At 39.6% G+C, this 22883-nt stretch carries 19 protein-coding genes, 1 pseudogene and 1 other annotated feature; of the genes and pseudogenes, 9 read left to right on the top strand and 11 right to left on the bottom strand.

What is annotated here, in order from left to right:
* Nucleotides 1-158: 158 nt before the first annotated feature.
* Nucleotides 159-920 carry a type I 3-dehydroquinate dehydratase gene (gene aroD / locus JCM15457_RS09615; protein WP_034989640.1) on the bottom strand — a complete coding sequence of 254 codons (762 nt, stop codon included), beginning with the start codon at nt 918-920 and terminating at the stop codon, nt 159-161.
* Nucleotides 921-1162: 242 nt separating this feature from the next.
* Between aroD and JCM15457_RS09610 the strand changes: the two genes are divergently transcribed.
* Nucleotides 1163-2530: an NAD-dependent succinate-semialdehyde dehydrogenase gene (locus JCM15457_RS09610; protein ID WP_034989639.1), complete on the top strand. Its 1368-nt coding sequence runs from the start codon at nt 1163-1165 to the stop codon at nt 2528-2530.
* Nucleotides 2531-2769: 239 nt separating this feature from the next.
* Here the strand turns inward: JCM15457_RS09610 and scrK are convergent, their stop codons facing one another.
* From scrK to JCM15457_RS09585, 5 genes are all read right to left on the bottom strand, one after another.
* On the bottom strand, nt 2770-3642 hold the full coding sequence (gene scrK, locus JCM15457_RS09605) for a fructokinase ScrK (RefSeq protein WP_034989637.1): 873 nt from the start codon (nt 3640-3642) through the stop codon (nt 2770-2772).
* Between the two features lie 132 nt (nt 3643-3774).
* Nucleotides 3775-4554: an alpha/beta hydrolase gene (locus JCM15457_RS09600; protein WP_051993445.1), complete on the bottom strand. Its 780-nt coding sequence runs from the start codon at nt 4552-4554 to the stop codon at nt 3775-3777.
* Nucleotides 4555-4841: 287 nt separating this feature from the next.
* Entirely contained in the window at nt 4842-6515 is a 1674-nt protein-coding gene (locus tag JCM15457_RS09595; protein WP_034989635.1) for an FAD-dependent oxidoreductase, read from the bottom strand.
* 18 nt (nt 6516-6533) lie between these two features.
* Entirely contained in the window at nt 6534-7097 is a 564-nt protein-coding gene (gene ahpC, locus JCM15457_RS09590; protein ID WP_034989634.1) for an alkyl hydroperoxide reductase subunit C, read from the bottom strand.
* A 196-nt stretch (nt 7098-7293) separates the two neighbouring features.
* The gene (locus JCM15457_RS09585) at nt 7294-8115 is read right to left on the bottom strand and encodes a hypothetical protein (RefSeq protein ID WP_034989633.1); all 822 of its coding nucleotides are present in this window, start codon (nt 8113-8115) and stop codon (nt 7294-7296) included.
* A gap of 195 nt (nt 8116-8310) precedes the next feature.
* Nucleotides 8311-8557, top strand: a binding site (T-box leader).
* 251 nt (nt 8558-8808) lie between these two features.
* On the opposite strand from JCM15457_RS09585, the gene JCM15457_RS09580 reads away from it, so the two are divergent.
* Both JCM15457_RS09580 and JCM15457_RS09575 read left to right on the top strand, forming a co-directional pair.
* The gene (locus JCM15457_RS09580; RefSeq protein ID WP_420836004.1) at nt 8809-9618 is read left to right on the top strand and encodes a 2-keto-4-pentenoate hydratase; all 810 of its coding nucleotides are present in this window, start codon (nt 8809-8811) and stop codon (nt 9616-9618) included.
* A gap of 230 nt (nt 9619-9848) precedes the next feature.
* Complete coding sequence (locus JCM15457_RS09575; RefSeq protein WP_034989631.1) at nt 9849-10676, top strand: undecaprenyl-diphosphate phosphatase; 828 nt, start codon at nt 9849-9851, stop codon at nt 10674-10676.
* 323 nt (nt 10677-10999) lie between these two features.
* Here the strand turns inward: JCM15457_RS09575 and JCM15457_RS09570 are convergent, their stop codons facing one another.
* Nucleotides 11000-11692, bottom strand: a complete 693-nt coding sequence (locus JCM15457_RS09570) for an endonuclease/exonuclease/phosphatase family protein (protein ID WP_034989630.1) — start codon at nt 11690-11692, stop codon at nt 11000-11002.
* Between the two features lie 264 nt (nt 11693-11956).
* Between JCM15457_RS09570 and JCM15457_RS09565 the strand changes: the two genes are divergently transcribed.
* Nucleotides 11957-13348: an amino acid ABC transporter substrate-binding protein/permease gene (locus tag JCM15457_RS09565; protein WP_081778249.1), complete on the top strand. Its 1392-nt coding sequence runs from the start codon at nt 11957-11959 to the stop codon at nt 13346-13348.
* A 96-nt stretch (nt 13349-13444) separates the two neighbouring features.
* Here the strand turns inward: JCM15457_RS09565 and JCM15457_RS09560 are convergent, their stop codons facing one another.
* From JCM15457_RS09560 to JCM15457_RS09550, 3 genes are all read right to left on the bottom strand, one after another.
* Entirely contained in the window at nt 13445-13912 is a 468-nt protein-coding gene (locus JCM15457_RS09560; protein WP_034989628.1) for a universal stress protein, read from the bottom strand.
* A 107-nt stretch (nt 13913-14019) separates the two neighbouring features.
* Entirely contained in the window at nt 14020-14970 is a 951-nt protein-coding gene (locus JCM15457_RS09555) for a CPBP family intramembrane glutamic endopeptidase (RefSeq protein ID WP_034989627.1), read from the bottom strand.
* 94 nt (nt 14971-15064) lie between these two features.
* Nucleotides 15065-15799 carry a deoxynucleoside kinase gene (locus tag JCM15457_RS09550; RefSeq protein WP_034989626.1) on the bottom strand — a complete coding sequence of 245 codons (735 nt, stop codon included), beginning with the start codon at nt 15797-15799 and terminating at the stop codon, nt 15065-15067.
* Nucleotides 15800-15982: 183 nt separating this feature from the next.
* On the opposite strand from JCM15457_RS09550, the gene JCM15457_RS09545 reads away from it, so the two are divergent.
* Nucleotides 15983-16456 (top strand): nucleoside 2-deoxyribosyltransferase, encoded by a 474-nt coding sequence (locus JCM15457_RS09545; RefSeq protein ID WP_034989625.1) that lies wholly within the window; start codon nt 15983-15985, stop codon nt 16454-16456.
* Between the two features lie 186 nt (nt 16457-16642).
* Here the strand turns inward: JCM15457_RS09545 and JCM15457_RS09540 are convergent.
* Nucleotides 16643-18762, bottom strand: a pseudogene (locus JCM15457_RS09540) (putative ornithine decarboxylase).
* A gap of 277 nt (nt 18763-19039) precedes the next feature.
* Between JCM15457_RS09540 and JCM15457_RS09535 the strand changes: the two are divergent.
* From JCM15457_RS09535 to JCM15457_RS09520, 4 genes are all read left to right on the top strand, one after another.
* Nucleotides 19040-20470 carry an APC family permease gene (locus JCM15457_RS09535; protein WP_034989624.1) on the top strand — a complete coding sequence of 477 codons (1431 nt, stop codon included), beginning with the start codon at nt 19040-19042 and terminating at the stop codon, nt 20468-20470.
* A gap of 328 nt (nt 20471-20798) precedes the next feature.
* Nucleotides 20799-21275, top strand: a complete 477-nt coding sequence (locus tag JCM15457_RS09530; RefSeq protein ID WP_034989623.1) for a PTS sugar transporter subunit IIB — start codon at nt 20799-20801, stop codon at nt 21273-21275.
* A gap of 11 nt (nt 21276-21286) precedes the next feature.
* Nucleotides 21287-22087: a PTS mannose/fructose/sorbose/N-acetylgalactosamine transporter subunit IIC gene (locus JCM15457_RS09525; protein WP_034989619.1), complete on the top strand. Its 801-nt coding sequence runs from the start codon at nt 21287-21289 to the stop codon at nt 22085-22087.
* A complete protein-coding gene (locus JCM15457_RS09520) occupies nt 22071-22880 on the top strand; it encodes a PTS system mannose/fructose/sorbose family transporter subunit IID (protein ID WP_034989617.1) in 810 nt (269 codons plus the stop codon). The genes JCM15457_RS09525 and JCM15457_RS09520 overlap by 17 nt, the downstream gene beginning before the upstream one ends.
* Nucleotides 22881-22883: the final 3 nt, after the last annotated feature.

The following is a 22883-nucleotide window of genomic DNA, read 5'->3' as shown; positions in this document are numbered from 1 at the left end:
CCAAAAGTTAACTTTTGGCACAGCCCCTCTTTTATTCCGTATAAACGTGTTTCATAAGCCAAAATTCTCCGTCTAACTTCGAATTACTCATAGCAAAGCACTCGCTATGTTCGTAATTTCGAGTTAGTACTCAAATTTTCCCGACTTTGTACTGCCTTCTAGTTTAATTTCAAATCTTCAAGTATTTGTCTCAAATGTTTCAGCTCAATCTGGCCTGGAGCTGATGGCTGTGTTCCCGCGGCAAAGCTCACAACCGATCCAAAGGTTTCACCTGCTATTCGCGATATCTTCCCCAGTTCTCCCATCGACATTGTAATCACGGGCTGTGATAATTTTGCAGCTGCTTCTCTCGTTGCCTGCAGCAAAGTCAAGACATCGTCGCTTGAATTTGGCATAACTGCTACTTTAGCAATATCGCCCCCCATTGAGCTCATACTGCTCAATTTTGCTATTATTTTATCCTTACTAGGAGTTTTTGCAAAATTATGGCTGCTCATAATCACAACTATCCCATTCTTATGAGCATGTTCCAATGTTTCTTCTAGTCTATGTTCATCATGGTATAGTTCCAAATCAAGTGCATCACCTAACTTTTGCCGGATGACTTCTCCCATTATTCTAAAGTAATCATCCTCATTCAGTGCCATCCTGCCCCCCTCAGCTTGAGTCCTAAAAGTAAGCAGTAGTGCTGTCTCCCCTATAATTTTGCGCAGTGTCCTTGCCCCTATCTGCACTTTCTCACTGTTTGTAACATCAGTAAAAAAATCCAACCGCCATTCAATCATATCTGGTCTTTGGTTGATGATTTTTTGAGCTTGGTCTGCAACTTCTAGCAGGTTTTTCCCTGTGATTGGTACTGCAATCTTAGGCCTGCCTTCGCCTAAAACGAGCTTTCTAATTTGAACTGTCTTAGTTTTCATGCATCTTACCATCCTTTCATAAAGACTGCCTGAGCATATAATTTACATGCGTGCGCCATTTCCGCAACCAATGTCCTCCCCGCAAATATTAAAATGATGAGTAAGCAGTATGTTTTTTGCCAATTATTTTACCATATTCATTACGGATCAGGATCATATATCCGCTAAACAAGCAAATGGTTTGTAATTGCAGCGCAGAAAAGTCATTATGAAGTTAGGTTATGGAAAGGAGAACTAATTATATGTCCTACAAAGCAGTAAATCCTTTTAACGGAAAAACAATTCGTGAATTTGCAGATGCAACAGATGCAGAAGTTGAGCAAGCTTTAAAAAAAGCCAATGCCTTTTATCATGCAGCTAAAAAACAACCAGTATCTGAAAGAACGGCCCAGCTAGAAAGACTCGCACACGAGTTTACAGCACATAATGAAAAGTACGCGCGACTCTTAACAACCAATATGGGCAAACTGATCGGGCAGGCGCGTTCTGAAGTAAAGAAAAACGTTGAATTTGCAATGTATTACGTCAAAAATGGTGCGCAGATTCTTCAGCCAATCCCTTACAATAATATTCCCGATAAAAATGCCCATGTCGAATTCAGTTCAATTGGAACAATCATGTCTGTTGAACCATGGAACTTTCCTTACACCCAGATTATGCGTGTTTTCGCTCCTAATTTTATTATTGGTAATCCAGTCATCTTAAAACATGCCAGTATCGTTCCAGAATGCGCACAAGCTTTTGAAGAGGCCTGTATTGCCGCAAAAATTCCAGAAGGTGCTTTTAAGAATCTCTTTGTTAACTATGAACAGGTCAACCACATAATCGCAGACCCACGTGTTCAAGGGGTTGCTCTAACTGGTTCTGAGGGTGCTGGTCGCAAAATTGCTGCCGAAGCCGGCAAGAACCTCAAGAAATCAACAATGGAGCTTGGTGGAACAGATGTCTGCGTTGTTTTAGACGATGCAGACCTTGAAAATGCAATCGAAGGTGCCGCCGCGGCACGTTTGAACAACTCAGGTCAAGTATGTACGGCTGCTAAACGTTATATTGTTCAAAGTGAGATCTATGATGATTTTCTTGCAGGTATTATCGACGAGTTCTCGAAACGCAAATTGGGTGACCCTCTTGATGAACATACAACATTAGGTCCGCTATCCTCCAAAAGCGCACAGGAGAATCTACACCAACAGGTTAAAAAAATTCTTGCAGGAGGAGCAAAAGTTCTCTGGGGTGATCCAGAATTACCGCAAGGTCCTGGGGCTTTGTTTAACCCGCTTATCATTTCAGGAATGACACTTGATAATCCAATGTATGACACTGAACTATTCGGGCCTGTCGCACAAATTTACAAAGCTGATACTGAAGAGGACATCATAAAAATTGCTAACCATTCCAATTATGGCCTAGGCGGAGCAGTTTATTCAAAAGATATTGCACACGCTAAAGCACTCGCTTCGCATATTGAAACAGGTCAGGTGGCAATTAATCAACCACTGACATCTTATCCCGAGTTGCCATTTGGAGGTGTTAAGAACTCTGGGTACGGCCGAGAGTTGAGCGACATGGGGATACGTGAGTTTGTCAATGCTAAGACAATTTTAAATTAATTATGTAACTTTTTACCTGTAAACATCAAGGGAAGTGTGACATAGGTCTGTAAAATTAAGATAGACGGTGAATTTTGACTAACGGACCATTTTTTTATGAACTAAATAAGGAGCTGTGCCAAAAGTTAATTTTGGCACAGCCCCTCTTTCTATTCCGTCTAAACGTGTTCCATAAGCCAGCCTTTTCCGCTTAACTGCAAACCCGCATAATAATGTTTTCTAGAAACTGCAATAAACGGTTACTTTTGCAACTCATTAAAAGCTAATGCAAAATTGCCCAGTGTAGCCGAACCGTTGTTCTCAACTCGTGGCATCCGGATATAATTCTCCAAATCATCAATCTCAATGTACCCATTATTTAATTTTTCAAAGTCACGCCTTACCTTTTTAAGTAATCTTTCACTGATGACACCACCACCGAAAATAATATTATCCGGACGAAGAATCAACGTCTGTTGTATAGCAGCTTGCGCAATGTAGTATGCTAATATATCCCAAATGTTGTCATCTACAGCGACTTTTTCACCGGCGATTCCTGTTCTGGCTTTGATAGATGGACCTGCTGCCAAGCCTTCCAGACAATCCTTGTGGAATGGACAAATTCCCTCAAAACCTGTATCAGCAGGATGCCTCTTTAAGTAAACATGTCCCATTTCGGGGTGACCTTTAGTACCAACTATCTCCCCATCAATAATTGCACCGCCACCAACACCAGTTCCTATCGTCAAATAAACCAGTGATTTTATTTTTTCATTAAAAAGCTGCGCCACCGTATATTCACCAAAGGCTGACCCATTAACATCTGTTGTAAAAAAGATAGGAATGTTCAATTCTTTTTTGAGCAGTCCTACAAAATCAACATTTTTCCAACCAGGTTTGGGTGTGTTGGTAATGAACCCATATGTTTTACTTGTGTACTGCACGTCAATTGGCCCAAAAGACGCGATGGATAAAGCCTCGATTTTAAATTTCTTAAAATATTCAATTGCTTGACCCAGTGTTTCTTCTGGAGTCGTAGTTGGGAATTTAATACTATTTTTAATGCGGTAATCTTCATTGCCGACTGCACAAACAAATTTAGTACCGCCTGCTTCAATACTGCCTAATAGCATTTTACAAGCACCTCTTTCACATGAATTATAGACAATTAATTTTTATTTAGCCAAATTACGGATAAGCATATCATAACAATTTTGTGCATCTAATTTCAAATTTTAATTATCTACTGTATTAGAGCCGTTTTATTAATCTTTACCACTGAATAAAAAACGTGCTACATCACGGTCAACCTCACCATTCTCGTGTAGCATACTATGATATGCTGTCAACGGACTTCCATTGATCACTTCAGCACGATAATCCTTAACATAAGGTTTGACGATTTTCTTCAAATAAAGATCCTCTTTCAGTGGAATACCGCCATCTGTTTTCAAATTCCAGATGTTACCTGCAATATTCAGGACTCTCAAATTCGGATTCAAATTCTTACCACTTTTTTCCCGTCCTGGAAAAGTCGTTGCAATATTGACATACTTGACGACTTGCGGAGCCCACGAATTTTTTGCATCTTTACTAATCAAATAATCAAAAACAATGTTGCCACCACTAGAATGCCCCACCAAGTTCACTTTATTTATGTGATAATTTCTTTTCAGCTGAATCAAAACTTTACTCAATTGAGCCGCTTGAAGCCGTTCATTCCGATTGTTTTCAAATAGAACCTGAATCAGTGGATTTTTTGTTTTCAATGACGTTTTTTGAGCAAAAGTGATCTCGCCCTTAGCACTGACACGGATCGTCATTGCACTAGTCCCCATCCCGTAGTGATCCAATCTAAAAATCATTCCGCCAAAGGATAGTCGATTGCCCATATAACCTGGAATAAAAAGTGTCGGAACTTCACTTTTCTTCACGTTGACATTGTGAAGAAACTTAGACTGCCGATACCACCACACACCGCCTAAAATCAGGATTACTGCAAATACAACAGAGCCGAATTTGAGAATTCGTTTTCCTTTTTTCATTTTGCATGACCACTTCTTTGCCTATGAATATCCTCTATCATACACTTCAAATGATTGTGTGACAAAGCCCATTTTGAATTAAAGGCAGCTGCGAGAATAAGTTTCAAAATGGGTAGATAGTCAGATGGCAGTCGGCGGTAAACCTTGCATAATTCGTGTTCAAACAAAAAAACTGACTATTAAACCAAGTTAATACACAATAAAAGAAGGACCGGATCAAGTTTAAATTTTGACCAGTCCTTCTTTTATTGTGTGTTAACTTTATAATAAAAACTGTATCGTTTTTGCTAAACTGCTGCTATTTTTTCGCACGCAGTAACTAACTGTTCCAATGTCTGACTTCCAAAAATAACATCACCATCATTAATAATAGTTGCTGGGACACTCATGATATGCTTTTCATTTCTCAATTCTGGAAACATTTGCAAATCAATCATTTCAGCAGAAACAGCAGGATTAAGGATGGCCATATGCTGACAAGCCGCTACAACATCTGGGCAAAAATGACAGGTCAATGCAATTCCTATCTCGATCTTAGTTTTCGGCAGTGCTTTGATTCGTTCTTCTAACGCAGGCTCAATTGCCTGCCCTGGCCCTGCAGCATTATAAAGAGCCAGCACTAATGAGTTAAGTTCATGTCCAGTTGGGATTCCACTGAACCTGATTCCCAATGTATTCTCTTCGGCGTCCAAAATACTCAACGCCGGCAGCCGTTGTTCATCTGAAACAGCGTGTTTAAGTTCATAATGCACATGCTTATCCATTGCTGCAAATTCCTTGGCAAATGCTCCAAGTTCTTGACTCTTTGCACTGCCATCATCCAAGTGTAACAAGGTAATATCTGATTCAAGCTTGCTAAAAACCCCCTGCAGTTGTGTCTGCAACTCGGCATTAAACCATTGACCTTCGTGCACCGGTTGTTTTTTCGCCTTCGTCTCTAAATCTGTCGTTTGTCCAAATGTTTTGGCACTTTGCTCTTGTGTAGCGGCTGCAGGATGAATTGGAATATTAAGCCGCTGTTTCTGCACAGTGACGTAATGTTCCGCAGCTGTGGCCGCGCTTGCTCCATCAGAAGCAGCTGTGACAATTTGGCGTAATGGTTTAGCGACAACATCCCCTGCTGCAAACACTCCTTCTTTATTAGTTGACTGACAGTCGTCAACCTTAATATACCCATGTTCATCACATTTGATAGTGTCTGCTAACTCTGCGGTAGCCGGCTGTGTCCCTACATAAACAAATACCCCAAAAGTCTGCTCACCTTCTGGAACATGATAACTAGTCTCTTTACCGGTCTTATTGTTAACAAGCCGTGCACTCGTCAAATAGTTTTTCCCTTGAACAGCTGCCAACTCCGTATTGAATTTAACATCCACTTTAGGATTGTTCAAAGCCCGTGCCGCAGTCAAAGGTGCACAGGTAAATTCTGGTTCTCGGACAAGGACTGTTACATGCCGTGCATAACGAGTTAAGTAATCAGCCTCCTCTGCCGCAGCATAACCACCACCGACAACGAAAACCTGCATACCGCTAAACAGTTCACCATCACAAGTTGAGCAATATGCGACTCCGCGACCCTTAAATTCTTCTTCGCCTTGAAAACCTAACTTTCTAGGTTTAGCACCAGTCGCTAAAATAACACTGCGACAATAGTAATCCTGCTTAGCGCCATGGACTATTTTAACATCGCCGTCGAAATCATATGATTCCACATTGTCACGCGTTATTTCAGCGCCAAAATGTACAGCTTGATGCTGCATTTTGTTCATTAATGCTGTCCCATCAATTTTTTCAACTGCAGGATAGTTCCACACAACCGAAGTTGTTGTAACCTGCCCGCCTACTTGATCGTTCTCAATGATAAGTGTATCTAAGGTCGCTCTTCCAGCATAGATTCCTGCGGATAATCCTGCTGGTCCGGCTCCTATGATAATCGTGTCATAAATGTGTTTTTCTGTCATCCTTATCGTCTCGCTTTACTATATTTTTCCAACTAAATCAAGACTTGGCGTAATCGTGTCTTCACCTGGATGCCAATTAGCTGGGCAAACCTTGTCCCCATGTTCTGCAACAAACTGAGCTGCTTCAAGTGTTCTTAATATCTCGCTTGCGTTGCGTCCAATTCCCATATCGTTAATCGTATAAGATTTTATCTTACCTTCAGGATCGACAATAAATACTCCACGAAAAGCCTGACCTGCTTCTTCATCCAATACACCAAAGAAACGAGCTAACTTGCCAGCCGGATCAGCCAGCATCGGATATTGAACTTTACCTATCGTATCTGTTGCTTCGGCCCAAGCCTTATGGACAAATTCGCTGTCCTCAGAAACAGAATAGATTTCCGCATTAGCCTTTTTAAATTCCCCATAATGATCTTGCAAGTCGCCTAGTTCTGTCGGGCAAACGAACGAAAAATCTGCTGGATAGAAGAAGAAAACTGCCCATTTTCCTAACACGTCCGCTGTTGAAACTTCTTTTGTCTCCCCTTGCTGATAAGCATTGACCTTAAAATCTACTAATTTTTGATTGATGAAATTCATAAAACTCCTCCTTTTTATTGTTTAGAATAATTCTAAAACCATAACTATTATAATTCATTTAAGTGTAAATGCAAATACATTTTGCAAAACATTTTTAAAATTTCAAAGTTCATGAATTTCTTAAAATAAAAAAAGTAAGCCTAACTCAAGTAAGTATCCTAAGGAATCGCTAGAACAGAGCTTGACATCTTCTTAATCAATTAACGCTTGCTGCCATTTTGACTGCCGTTGTAAAATCACGTGCACTTAGTTTAAAAACAGTTTTTTCATCTTGCCAACTTATAACCTGATTGCATTGTTCACTCTGACTCCCAGCCTCAAAAGAAACCTGCCCATACAGACGTGGCAAAGGTAAGGCGTATTCTTCTAATAAACTGACCGTTTGCTTTGCCAACTGCTTTGGATCTTGCTCTTGGTCAACTGTCGCATGCACAACAAGCGACCAGTTCCCCTCATTCCAGTAAAGGTAACGCTGTCCTGCACCTGTTTCTATATATCCCTGGATATTATGTCCTAGATCTACAGTTGGTAATCCTCCAAAATCAGTAACTGTTCGATGATCTATTTGTCGTGCTGCCTCCTCCGTAGTATCATACTTTTTTTTAGTAAATTCCGCATATGGTGCCGCTTGAGTTGCTGAATCTTCATTGAGGGGCTTTGCCTTTTTACCAACACTGTAAGAAATAGTGTATTCATCATTATCACCACTATAACTAACATTTAGTCTATTATTTCCACTTGTAAGTCCATCCGCAGCAGGCAGTAATACATCACCCAATTTTTCACGTAATTTCTTATTAAACATAGAAATCCTCGCCTGTTGCTTTGCACAAGCTGCATTAGAGTGAGTTTCGTCAGCTGCTTTTTGAGCACCTTCTTGTGCGCCGCCTTTTCCCTTCTGCCCTTTTTTCATTTCTACTTTTGTAGTGTTGCGATCATCTGCTTTTTTTGACTGTGAGGTACATCCCGCAAGTAATATGCTGCCTACGGCAAGTATGATCAAACCATACTTTTTCATAATCAAGCCCCCTCAGGTTTCCTATTCACCGTAAGCGTACTACACTTCAGTTACTACTAACAAATAATAACTGGCTTAACTTCAGAAAATTTGTACATTTCTTAGCACTTCCTACAGCAATAAAAAAAATAACTAAAAAAGCTTGACAAGATGATTTTTACAGTTTAAGATACAGTCAATAATTAAATTCGAGTGAGAAAAACGCCGATCAGGAAAGTAGTTTATGTGAATCAGCTTAGAGATCTGTCATTTGGTGCAAGACAGACTGAAGAAGATAAGTGAAAATCACCTGGGAGTTGTGCATCGAACCTTTGTTACTTAGTAGTTTGCACTGGTTGCCACCATTATCTGGCCAGCAAATTGACAATTAGTAGTTTGCTTAAGGTATTTTCAGTAATGAAAATGCAAAAAGAGGTGGTAACGCGTTTTTGACGTCCTCCGATTCAAAGAAGTATATTTTTGAATCAGAGGGCGTTTTTTATTCGATTTTAAATCAAAAGTGAGGTGAGGACGTATGAAAGGCGAAAGCGGCATTAAAAGCTCTGATAAAAGTGATATTCAGATTAGTAATTTATCTAGGCATTTCCAAGAAAACATCTTTGGTCCTCACTTTTATGGGCATGATTAATAAATAAGCCGTGAGGACTATCTCAATTGTCACAAATAAAAAACACAATAAACGGAGGTAGATTCATCATGACACAACAAACTACTACATTATCAAAAACTGAAGAAAAATTTGCACAAGAACTTTTTAATGCTTATGCTTCAAAGAAACCACTCAAGGAAACTGATTGGAAAGATCAAGTAACAGATGCTACCACAGCTTACAAAGTCCAAGAACGTCTGACGGAATTAAAAAATGAACAAGTTGGCGGTTATAAAGTGTCATTGACAAGTGCTGAGACCCAGAAAATGTTCGATTCAGACTCTCCACTATACGGTGCACAAGTAACCAGTCATTTTCTAAAAGCCCCCACTGTTGTGAGCTTACAGGAACTCATGGAACCGTTAGTCGAAGTTGAACTAGAATTTCGTGCAAAAGAAGATCTCTCGGCATCTGATTCACTCGAAGACTTAATGAATAAGACGACAGTTGCAGGTGGGCTGGAAGTTCCGGACTCACGTTTTAAAGACTGGTTTCCAACACTCTCTAAATACATGGTGATGTCAGATGCAGCGGTAGGTGGTTTAGTTGTCTACGGTCAAGAACATGACACAAATGAAGTCTTCTCTACCGTTGAAGAAGTTGCAGAAGTAAAATGCGAGTTACACCACGATAGTAGAAAGGTCAAAGATGGAGTTTCTTCTGAAGTATTGGGGAATCCACTAAAATCACTCCACTGGCTTGTAGAAAAACTTGAATCTCAAGGCAAGAAGTTCAAAGCTGACCAAATGGTTTCTTCTGGGACATTCGTTCTGCCACCGAAACTAACTGCTGGAAAATGGGATGTATCTTTCAGCCATGGGTTAGGTACCGTTGAACTCAAAGTTACTAAATAACTGAATTATATCAATCTATTTAAATGAACTTGCAGACCAAACTTACTTGTTTTGCAAGTTCATTTTTTGTGGTGCAATCTCAATTTACTGATCTGAATCAAAAAAAGCTAGGCGCTAAGTTAATTTTCCTTTAAGCGAGCCTAAAACAACTAACTAAAATTGTTTATCAGGTTCAAATGAAGTATGATGATACAGTGAAATTAATTTTTAATGTATGAAGGAGAATCTTTATGTTTGATATTATCAAAGCCATAATATTAGGAATAGTCGAAGGTGTCACAGAATTTCTGCCTATTAGTTCAACTGGGCATCTGGTGTTGGTCGATCAGTTCATAAAATTGGGACAAACATCACAATTTATTGATATGTTCAACGTTGTAATTCAACTTGGAGCTATCATGGCAGTTGTTGTTATTTACTTCCACAAGTTAAATCCATGGTCGCCTCGGAAAAGTTCAGTTGAAAAGAAGAACACTTGGACCCTATGGAAGAAAGTAATCATTGCTGTCCTTCCATCCGCAATCATAGGTCTGCCGCTAAATGACTGGATGGATGAACATTTGATGAACTGGCTTGTCGTCTCAATGGCACTTATTGTCTATGGTATCTTGTTCATTGTCATCGAGAATCGTAATCGTGACATTGAACCCCGCTATGCTGATCTGAATACTCTATCTTACAAAACAGCAATCGCAATCGGTATCTTCCAAATACTTTCACTCGTACCTGGAACATCACGTTCTGGTTCAACTATCCTAGGTGGTATCGCGATTGGTACTTCACGGTATGTCGCAACTGAGTTTTCATTTTTCCTTGCGATTCCAACTATGTTCGGCGCTTCTTTGCTTAAACTCTATAAGTTCTTTAAACATGGTGGGTCCCTCGCTGGCTTGCCAGGAGTCGTCCTAGCAGTCGGCGTTTTAGTTTCCTTTGTTGTCGCATACATATCAATTCGTTTCTTATTGAACTATGTTAAGAAAAATGATTTCAAAGCTTTCGGATGGTATCGCATAATTTTAGGAATCATCGTTATCGGGTACTTCATGTTAATTCACTAATTACCACTAAAATTTATCAGGTTTATTCTTAACCGAAACGGCACAAAAGGTTATCTAAGATTTTTTGCACCACGAATACACCGTATCAATCAAAGAAGCTTGAAAGGCAGAATTTCTTTGATTGATACGGTGTATTTGTTTAGCTTAATTCCACATAGACATAGAAGCGGCATTTGCGAAGCCCTCATTGCAGTGCACATCGTCCGTTTCAATAACTACTCCGGCATGACTTGAAATTCTTGGAGTCAAATCTCCCTCGAAGTAAATACGGCTAGAGATAATCGACTGGGCAGGTTGAGCTAAAATATAATCAATTCGTTTGCCTATCTTACTATCCTGCCACCCTTGACTGCCCCACGAACAGTTAGCCCATCTCCGCGCGAAAGAGCAGCCATATAAGTATCTTGAAAATATTCGCATAATTTTTTGTAGCCTATCCTGTTGCTTTCTGCATCAATATTAAAATCCCCCATCACAAAAAGCACATTTTCTTTTTTTATTTCTTTGATCCATTTAATCAAGTTACCCCACTCAAGTAAAAACTGATTGTACTGCTCGCTAAAGTGGACATTCACGAGCACCTGACTATTTTCCAAACAAACTGCTACACTTCTTCTTTTACATCGTCCCTTGTGAACAAGGTCTCTCGTCAACATTTTGGTTTTAACAGCAGAAAAACTAATTTTTGAAAAAATAGCCAAACCGATATTAGCTTCGTCTTCTTCATATGAATCAGCCCAAGTCCACGAAAAGTTGCTTTTTACTTTTCGTAATTCTTTCTGGAGAAGAAAAGCAAAATTACTTTCTCTAATCTGCACTTCACCTTCTTGGGCTTCAATAAAACTCAACTTTTTTAAGACAGAATGGTCAACTATTCTGCCGGTGCGCTCTTGTTTGACTTCCTGAAGACAAAAAGAAGTGATTTTTTCACTAACGATAACATCGACAATCGCCGCCATCTGCTTCTTGGAATCACATTCAGTTGTAGTATGACAATTCAGCGTCAATATTTTCATACTTTGGTCGCCCTCCCTAACAGAAAATCTTACTACATAAATAAAACGCTTTCAACATAAAATACGCATTTCGTGTTTACATTTTTACTTAACCCTCTTATCAAAAGAAGACGTTTCTTATGTTATCATAAAGGCGGTATAATTTTTGAATAGTATTCTTAGCATCACCATAAAAATGAGAGTGAGGTTTTTTTCTTGCGCAAGATATACCTATCAGTTCTACTATTTTTTCTCAGTCTGCTAACCTTCGCCCACCTTGCAGTTATGCCTGCTCACGCTGCAGAGAAGACATATCAGATCGGAACAGATGTTACATATCCTCCATTTGAATTCGCAAATTCAAACAATAAGTACGTCGGAATCGATATCGATCTGATGAACGCCATTGCCAAAACCGAAAATTTCAAAGTCAATATTAAAGCAATCGGCTTCAATGCAGCTGTCCAAGCACTACAATCTGGACAAATAGATGGCGTAATGGCGGGAATGGCCATCACACCTGAACGGCAAGAAAAATTCGACTTTTCAGATCCTTACTACAAAACAGGGTTTGTGATGGCTGTAGCTAAAAACAGCCATATCCGCAATTTTAAACAATTACGTGGAAAAAGAGTTGCATTAAAAACTGGCACTGCCGCTGCTGCTTACGCCGAATCATTGAAGGCAAAATACGGCTTTAGAACGGTTATCTTTGATGATTCCGACAACATGTATAATGATGTTACTACCGGTAATTCTATTGCTTGCTTTGAAGATAACCCTGTCATGCAATATGCCATTAAAACCGGTCTCAAACTAAAAATCGTTACTAAGCCCGCTCAGGGGGGCCATTATGGATTTGCTGTTATGAAAGGACAGAATCAAGAACTACTGACTAAATTCAATGCAGGATTAAGAAAAATAAAGAAAAACGGTCAATATAATAAAATTGTCAATACATATTTAGACAACTCTGCCACAAAACAGCAGCAAGAACTGAACTCAACAACTCAGAAGAACAATCATACTTTCATTGGTCTATTACGGCAAAACAAAGACGCATTGTTGAAGGGCCTCGGCAAAACCATTGAGCTAACACTTGTTTCAATTATCTGTGCAACTATCTTTGGAATCTTCCTTGGACTTTTAGGTGTCCTTCCCAATAAGTTCGCCCAAAGCATCTCGGTTACACTCATTTATATTTTACGTGGATTGCCCTTGTTGGTTCTGGCACTGTTTATCTATAATGGAATTCCTAGTCTAACAGGAACAAAAATTTCTGCTTTCGCAGCTGGCGTTATCACTTTATCACTAAATGAAGGTGCGTATACTGCCGCGTTTGTCAGAGGCGGAATTGAAGCCGTGGATACTGGTCAAATGGAAGCGGCACGAAGTCTCGGCCTACCTTTCAGCAAAGCCATGCGCAAGATTATTTTGCCTCAAGGGCTCAAAATCATGGTCCCATCTTTTATAAATCAATTCATCATTACACTTAAAGATACTTCAATTCTCTCAATAATCGGCCTTCTCGAATTGACGCAGACAGGCAAAATAATCATTGCACGCAACCTTGAAGGGTTCAGAATCTGGACAATTGTTGCTGTTATTTACCTGCTTCTCATTACTATTTTAACTTGGTTTTCAAAATTGATTGAGAAAAAGCTCGCCGAAAAATAACAAAAAAGAACTGCTGCCTTCAGTGATTTGTGCAGAATTATCTTCCCCACAAATTACTTTCCGGCTGCAGTTTTTTTCTATTCAATAAACATCACATTATTTGCTATTTTTGTCTGGACGGGCCATCAAAACATCACAAGCCGCGTTACGTGTAATATAAGAAGCTACAGACCCAACGACTAGCCGTTCAATGAAGTTTTTGCCAGTTGAACCGACGACAATCAAATCGCTTTGATACTCGGGCTGAAAATCGTCAACGACCACAATCTTGGGATTTCCAAAGCGCAGATGGACATTCACCTGTTCTGCCGTTAAACCATCAGCAATCAACTTTTGTTTTAACTTCTGCATATACTCTTCATTAGCCTGTTCTATCTTATAGACACGCTCACCATCCAACGCAATTCCTGCCCCGCCGTACTCCAGCGAGTTCAAATCTAAAACTCTCAATACATCTAATTTGGTATGGTTTCGCTTAACTATTTCAACAGCTTTCTTCAATGCAACTTCAGCACCTTTGGATCCATCTACCGCCGCCAAAACACGTTCATACTTATGAGCCATCCTGATCACCCCATCCTTTACAATTACGCACCTCCACGCCAAGTCTCATCTTAAGACAAACAAGACCCAATAAACAGCGTTTCCGTTTGCTTATATTATAGCATGCTTCACAGTTTTTCTAACCCCATACAAGCTAAAATAAAGACCGCAATCGTTATTATGACATTGTATCTGCCTAAAAAAGTATCTTTTAGATATGTTTTTTTTATGCGATGCTTTTCCAACCAATCCTTGATCTCATCTCGTTTGTTCCACAGAAACGAAATACCTAACAATCCGCCGAACAAAAGGATCATTCCGCTAATAGTTTCAGCTTGGTGCGTCGGCACATTGCGCAAAATAAAGAGCATGAAATCTCCTAAAACGAAATTATTAAAAACATGCAGCGCAAATGACCACTTTAGACCATATGTTTGCGCTGTATATCCAAGTATGAGGCCTAGCAAAAAAGCGAATGGGCTTTGGAAAAGATTAGCATGATACAAACCAAACATGTACGCCGAAACAATGATTGCAAACTTCTGCCCATACGGCTCAAGGGTCCGCAGTAAAAAACCTCGAAAAACAATTTCTTCACTTAAAGGGCCAATAAGACTCGCATATACTAGCATTGAAAATGTCTGGCTGTGTGCACTTGCTGCTTGCATTTGTGCGGTCACACTATACCCAATTAAATTGACAAGTCTTTCAAGCAGAGAACCATACAAGCTTGCAACTACTTGACCACTCATCATAACCGCCAACAGACACACAAAGGCAATTGGGGTCATTTTAACATTCGTTTCTGTAAAAATCTTTCTTCTTAGTCGAGGTGAAGAAACTGCGATCACAACCAACAGACCACAGGCAACTGCAATGAAGTATGGCACCCCGCTTTTCTCAATAGCTGCAATAGACGCATTTGAACCGTTTCCGTTCATCATCACTATTCCAGCAAACAACGCTGTCACTTGAAAGACTATAAAATAAATAGCTGTTATCAACAGAATCTTACCAATTTTTTGGTTTACTTTCTTTCTCTCGCTTATTTTCTTCTTTTTCCTATTGAATGGATTCACACATTTCACCTCAGAGCTGTTTTCTCAAGTATACGTCGTTTGAAACAACCTTGTAAATAAATAGTCGGGAAAAGGGCTCGTGCTCATAGCTTAATTACAACGAGCCTGTATGTCTCTTGTTCATTTTAGCAACCATCTCAGGTGTCAGCTTGTTCAATTCCAACAATCTTTCTTCAATTGTCTCTAAAACCGCAACTCGATCATTATCATTACCGACAAAATCATATTTGTCACCGTCAATAACCAACAGTGGGGAGACATTATACTGATTCATCCAATCATCATAGTAGCCTAAGAGCTGTTTGTAGTATTCTGCCAATGATGGATCATTTTGAATAAGTTCAAATTTACGACCACGTTTGGTAATCCTTTTAATCATTGTTTCATATGAAACTTTAATCGTGATCATTAAATCCGGCGACTTTTTCTTAGCAGCGTAGGGAAGCTCCTCCATCATATTCTTTAATAAACTTTTGTATATCTGATACTCTACTTGAGTCGCATTCCCCATGTCGGTGTTCATCTTCATGAATAGTTCATCTTCATAGATTGAGCGGTCTAGAATATTATTATCATCTTGCATTGCTTCCTTTATCATCTTAAAACGACGATTTAAGAAATATGTTTGCAGCAAGTAGGCATAAGGATTTGTCGCTTCCTTATCTCCTGCCGCTCTTTTATTTGCCGCAATTTCGTTGCCTTTGTAAAAAAGCGGTAGGACAGGGTTATCTTCAACTGGTTCAAAAAATGCTTTGGTTCCTAACTCATTTGCCAAGATTGCAGTTAAACTCGATTTGCCAGAACCGATAATTCCTGATAATGTAATCAAAATGATCGATACACCCTTTCTCTTCCAATCAATTTATTAGTCGTGTCATTTTAGTGACCAACAACCATCATACTCGGTATCGTCTTAAAAATAAAGCATTGCTTTTACACAATATAGTGTATACTATGTAGTTAACTACTGTATATTGTATCTGTATATACTATAAAAAGCGAGGTTAAACAATTGAACAAAGTCTATCTTGCAGCACCCTTTTTTAGCGACCAGCAAAAAGCCCGCATTCAGGAAGTTAAGGACGCACTGCTTTCGAACAGTACAATTGACTCGAAAAACATCTTTTTGCCCCAAGAGCACCAATTTGAAGAAGAAGAATTTGGTAGCCGTGCATGGCAGCAATATGTATTCGCGTCGGATATGCGCCAAGTAAACCGTGCGGACATCCTGGTAGCAATTTTGGACTACAAAGCTGAAGAAAGCGACAATGAACCTGACTCTGGCACAATGTTTGAAATTGGCGCTGCCTTTCAGTCCAACACTCCTATTGCAATTATCCAATTCGACCCTAAAAAAGAGTTGAACTTGATGATAGCGCAAAGTCTAACCGCTTATTTTGATGCAAGTCAGAACGGCCTAAAAGAATTAGTTGCGTATGATTTTAACGAGCTAAAATCTAAGCCTGCAAAACGCAACGTATTTTAAGTTATGAGATAACAGATTTTGCATATGGGTATACGAAAGTGACGTAAAATTTTAATTTGCGAAACAAGTTTATTTGGAATAACTGAGGGACTGGATCAAAGTGAAGTGCTCTATAATAATTAGATTTTTGTCTAACTATTATAGAGCACTTCACTTCGACCCAGTCCCCTTCTTTGATATCGCTGTTTATTTATTTTGAGAAGCCAAAACCTCTCCTGCAACTTTAAGCTTATGTGCGGTATTTTCTTGATAGTACACTCCCTGGATCTCTGGAACAAAACCTGCGAAACGTTCAATCGCGCCAATCAATACTTTGAAATAAGCACGATCAATCCCACGCCATCGTTCACCAGGAGCAACAATGAAAATTCCCGGTGGATACGGCAAAGCACCTTCTAATGCAACTTTTCCGACAATGTCATCTAAACTGCAGAGCTCGCCTTGATTGCGGCGAAAAGCCAGGTCAGCTTCCTGTGGTGTACATTCATAGGACTGTAAACCTTTCTTCTCAAACAATTTCTGCTGTAATCCAAAAGTCTGTCGCTTTTTGTAGTACAGGTGCATCTCCTGACAAAGCTGCTTGATAGTATAACCATAATAACGTTTTTTGTATTGCTGGTACAAGCGTGGCAGCACCTGACTCAAAGGCGCATCCGCATCATAATAGCTTTCAAAATCCAGTAAAGCGTCCAATAAAGCCTGCAAATCGGCATCAGTGTCTCCAGGGGTCAGCAAAAACAACAAGGAGTTCAGATCAGCTTTGCCCCGAATGATCCGCCTTTCTGTTAGAAATTCTGCTACTATCGGTCCGGGTATTCCATTCGAAGTATACTTTCCATTTTTCAGGTCAACGCCTGGAGTAACAATCGTTAATTTAAAAGGATCAAGCATGACCTGATGTGCAGCAACCTTGTTAAATCCATGCCACTTGTCTTCTGGAGTCAATCTCCAGTATTTAAGCTCAGTAGCCAAATCGTTGGTTGCGATATCTTGCCATAAGGTCTCGCCGAATTTCGGTGGAACCAATGGTCTAAAAAGCTTAGAGTTTTGTAAAAGCTTCTTTCGCCAGTCAATACTGCGTTCAAGTAATTTCTGCCACCACCGCATCTTCCCATCGCCAGAAGCCAAGTAAGCATTTACTGTCAAAGACGCGTACAACGGGTAAGAATAGCTGGAAGTAACGTACTTCAGATATGCATTGTTAAAATGTTTATGGTCGACATACCGTTTCTGCCCGCTTATATGCTTATCTTTCTTCAATATCTGCGATGTCTGTCCTAGACCCGCCTGCTGCTTATGAACTGATTGAGTAACAAGAATTCCGGGATCATCCTTTTGGTAAGTATATGATAATGGTGAAAGTTCACGCATCAAGGGAATAAACTGCTCATATCCTCCCCAAGCACAATCAAATAAAACATAATCGCAAAGTCTGCCTATCTTATCCAATATCCATTTTGCGTTGTAAAAAACTCCATCATAGGTTTCTAGTTGAACGATTGCCAATCGAAATGGCCGAGCTGCATGTGCCTTTTCCGGTGAAACTTTAGCAACCTCCTTGCGTAATTTTTTCTCTTCAAAAGCTTCAGGATCCATTTCGCCGATCAGCCTAATGCATTGCGATCTGTCGGAATATAAACCGGTTTTGCTCCGTTCATAACGAGAGCACTATTATAAAGTGACTTATGGTTATTGCGATCAAATAAGACAAGATCATCAGGTGTCAGCACTGCACTAGCACAAATAGTATTAGCACTAGTTGTTCCATTCGTGCAAAAATAAGCTTTATCTGCATTATAGACTGCAGCAGCCCGCTTTTCAGCTGCCAAAGGCGTTCCCGCATGCGTCATTGTATCTCCAAGTTCAGCTACAGTATCACTTGTATCCGCATACAGCATGTTTTCTCCGAAAAAACGGTTGAAAACCACCCCAGCTGGATGCTTTTCATAATATTGTCCATTATGATGTCCAGGAGTCGTAAAGCTCACAGGGCGGTCATTAGCAAATGCAATCAGATCCGTTAAAAAAGGCGGAACATTTTTAGTTATATATGCTTGTGCTTTTTCCTTGATCTTTTTTCTGACAACAGTTGCCTCATCTCCTTCAGCAACTGTGACCACCGGAATATCAAGCCCTGAATCAACAAGCAGCTTAGCAGCTAATTCTCTATCTGTACGCTCTTTTTCTCTAATTACAATTGCCGCTAACTCTGCCCCTTGCAAGGTACTATTTAAAACCACAGATGTCCAATCTTGCGGAAGATATGTAAATAAAGCCTGCGGAAGTGCTATTTTCAATATTTTCATTTTAATATATCCTAACCCTTTTCAATTTTCAAATTAACTCTAGGAAATGCACGTATTTTGTCTTACAATTAGCTGGTGGATGAAAAAAATTGAAGTTCTTTTTTTAAGTTACTATTCAGTTTAAAACCTTATGACTCAAATCAATTCTTCCACGTATTTTATTATATGCTGAGGTACGCGACAAGTGAAACGGTTAAACTTAGGATTCATTCATAAGCCCCCTAATTTAGTGTTTACTATATTTTAAATACTATCTTTAATTAATGAGGGAGAAAAAATGAACGAATTAGAACCTAGAAAACATTATATGCGGTGGCCAGTTATTGCTTTACTGGACTTTGTCACAATTATCAGTTTTGAAAATATTTTCTATCCTTTTCAAAACCAAGGATTATCAGTTGTTATTTCCTGGATTTTCTTGCTTTTTGCCTATGTTATTCCTTATGAAATGATTGTCAGCCAAATGGGGCTGACTTTTGAAACCCAAAGCGGCGGTTTAGCTTCATGGGTCAGACGTAGTAGCAACGATACGCTAGGCTATTGGACATCTTGGATGTATTGGATTCAAAGTGTCCCCTATATCGTTGATGTTTCAAATTCTGTTATTGTCTCTTTCAGTTGGATGATTCTTGGAGACAACTCGCTTGGCTCAAGAATGTCAACATTTCAATTTGGTTTGCTAACTTTTTGCATTATTTTAGCTTTCATTCTACTTGAAAATGTTTTCAAAAACTCGCTTGAGATTCTTTCTCTTATTGGTGGTGGTGCGATGTTTATCATGTCTGCACTTTTCATCTTGCTTGCCGGCTACTCAGTACTGCATGGAACACATATGGCAACTCAGCCATTCAATTTTCATGCTTTCATGCCCAACTTCAGCCTTAAATACTTTTCAACGACTGGTTTATTGATTTTTGCTATGTCTGGAGCTGAATTAGCAGCTCCGTATCTCGTTCAAATGCGTGATCCTAAGCATGAATTTCCTAAAGCAATGTGGTTGCTTGCCATTATGACCGCAATCTTAACTGTTTTAGGTACTCTATCATTAGCTGTCTTCTTTGATGCTAATAATATTCCGCATGACTTCAAAATGAACGGGCCTTACTATGCATTTCACATGCTGGGACAAGAATTGGGACTTGGCAAGATTCTAATGTACCTCTTTGCAGTTGTACAAGCGATTTTCATGATGGCACAGTTGGCTGTCCTGCTTGATGCCTCCAGCCGGGTCTTTGCAGGAGATGTTGCCGACAAATTCATGCCGCGCTGGATGACCAAAAAGAATAAAAACGGTCGACCTATTCATTCATATATGATGACGACCGGTCTAAGCTTGTTTTTACTTTTGCTGACTGGAACCCTGCCAAACATCAATACTATCTACAACTGGCTGTTAAATATCAACGGCATCGTTTCACCTTACAAAACCTGCTGGGTCTTTTTTGCTTTTGTTGCTGTTCGCTGGCAGCAAAACAAATTCCAATCCGATTATATCTTCATCAAAAATCGAATTGGTGCCTTACTTGTAGGTGGATGGTGCCTAGTCTTTACTTTCGTTTGTGCAACGCTTGGGTTTATCCCACAGGAGGCTGAATTCGGCACTCGTTCGTTTGATCACCAGCTACTGCTTAATATTATCACCGTATTTGTTTTATTCGGTCTTGGTTTTGTTATGCCTATACTGCGTAAGCATGAACTGCATAAATAGTTTCTAAGCTATTTTCAATTAAACAGATTTAAAATTAAGGAGATAGGTCAAAAGTAAGTTTTTGATCTAATCTCCTTATTTGTCCTGTACAAATGCGCGCTAGAAGTCAAAAACTTTTGTCTATCTTAATAATTTCAAGTTAGTACTCAAACTCCACCGTTTTTCGTCAAGTATTGTCTTGCTAATCCATTTAAGATCAGGGAACTTTCCCATGTTTATGACGCTTTTCCCAAGAACGGCGCAGTACTTCCCTAAAGCCTTGCTAACTATTGTAAACGTTTTATTGTGACCGTATACTTTTGATATCAACTAACAAGGAGAGATTATTATGAGTTTAGTATTAGCACGTATTGATCAACGTTTAATCCATGGAATTGTTGTTACACAGTGGGCCGGACATACAAAGGCCAAGCGCTTAATGGTGGTCGACGACTTGGTCAGCAAAGATGAAAATCAAAAAGCGGCTATGCGTATGAGCAAACCTGCCGGTACAGGCATGTCAATTATTGATACTCAAAAGGCCATCACGAACTTCAACAACGGAAAATACGACAACCACAATGTTTTTCTAATCGTGAAAGAACCTGAAACAATCGTACGCTTAATTGAAGGAGGCGTGAAAGTTCCTAAAGTCAACATTGGCATTATGTTTGATGGTGCAGGCAAAAAGACTGTCAAAAAAATGGTTTCGGTCGATGACAAAGAAGTTGCTGATCTTAAGAAAATCCAAGCACTTGGTGTTCCCGTGACTTTTCACTTCGTTCCAAGTGATTCTGAGGAACCGTTAGAGACTTATATCAAATAGGAGATGAGAACATGGCTATTATACAAGGTGCATTGGTTATTCTATTATCCTTCTGGATGGTCTTAGACCAGCAGGGGCTTGTCATCACTACCTGGTTTCCCATCATGATTGCTCTTTTCTTGGGAGTCATCATGGGCGATATGCAAACAGCGATGGTTATTGGCGGAACATTCCAATTAATGGCTCTTGGTGTTGCAAACATCGGTGGTTCTTCAGTGCCTAATTGGGGACTAGCCGCTCTGGTCGGGATCTACGTTGCAATAAAAACAACACATAACATTGAGGATGCCAAGGCTGTCGCTTTAGCAGTCGGGGTCCCGGTTGGTATGCTAGGCATTCAGCTAGATGTAATCGCTAAATTGCTCAATACTTACGTTACACATGCTGCACAAAAAGCTGCTAATTTAGGAAACTTCAAAAAAATGAATCGGATTTTTTGGATCGGGCCTCTGATATTTGGACTTTCAACTGCCCTTCCAACTGCTTTATGTGTTATCTTCGGTGAACAAATCGTTAAAACTATCCTGACATTCTTACCAAAATGGTTCACCAACGGTCTCTCTATTGCTGGGAGTATGCTGCCGGTAGTTGGTATTGCACTTTTACTGCAGGTCATGCCTGCCAAAAAGTATCTTTCGATGCTGTTAATCGGATTTGTTCTAGCTGGTTATTTGAATATTCCAATTTTAGGCATTTCAATTATTGGATTCGCAATTGCTTACTATTTCTTCAATACTAAAATGAATGCCCCAACCACAGCTACAGTCAGTGGCAACACCACTGAAGATGAAGGAGATGACTTCGATGAGTAAGATTCTGAATAAAAAAGACATCAACAAAGCCGCTTTTCGTTATATGTTCATGGCCTGCAATATTTTCAACTACGAAAACCAGCAAGGACCTGCTGTTGTCTATGGTCTGGAAAAGTCTTTACGTAAAATCTATCCTAAGGATGAAGACTACAAGGCTTCCTTGAACAATCATTTCAAATATTTCAATACTACTACTTGGATGGCCAACCTGCTATTAGGCGCCAGCTTGGCAATGGAGGAAAAAGATGGTGTTAAATCACTTGATACTGTCCAAAACTTCAAGACTGGGATGATGGGACCCTTAGCTGGAATCGGTGATACATTAATCTGGGTCTTATATCCAACTATTATGGGTTCGATTTCTGCTTATATGGGCCTGCAAGGAAACCCAACAGGCGCAATTATCTGGTTGTGTCTAAATATCTTCTTTCTATTCTTTCGTTTCAAATTATTCTCAATCGGCTATAATTCTGGTCTGAAGCTGGTAACAGCATTAGGCGATAAACTGTCGGTCTTTACCGAAGCGGCCTCGATTATGGGCTTGACCGTTGTTGGAGCGTTGATCCCTTCGGTAGTCAAGATGAAAGTCGGTCTGGTATTCCAAACAGGAAAGGTTAAGTTACCGATTCAAAAGGAGATCCTAGATCAGATAATGCCGGCTCTCCTGCCCGCACTTTTGACCTTTATTGTTTATCGTCTGATCGCATCTAAAAAACTGAGCGTTATCAAAATTATCTTTTTGATTATTATTTTAGCTTTGGTGCTATCGTACTTTGGAATTTTAACCGTTTAGTTT

It is taken from the genome of Liquorilactobacillus sucicola DSM 21376 = JCM 15457 (genome assembly GCF_000612445.1).
Lineage (GTDB): Bacteria > Bacillota > Bacilli > Lactobacillales > Lactobacillaceae > Liquorilactobacillus > Liquorilactobacillus sucicola.
Note: the sequence above shows the minus strand (reverse complement) of the source record. Positions and strands in the feature narration are given on the sequence as shown.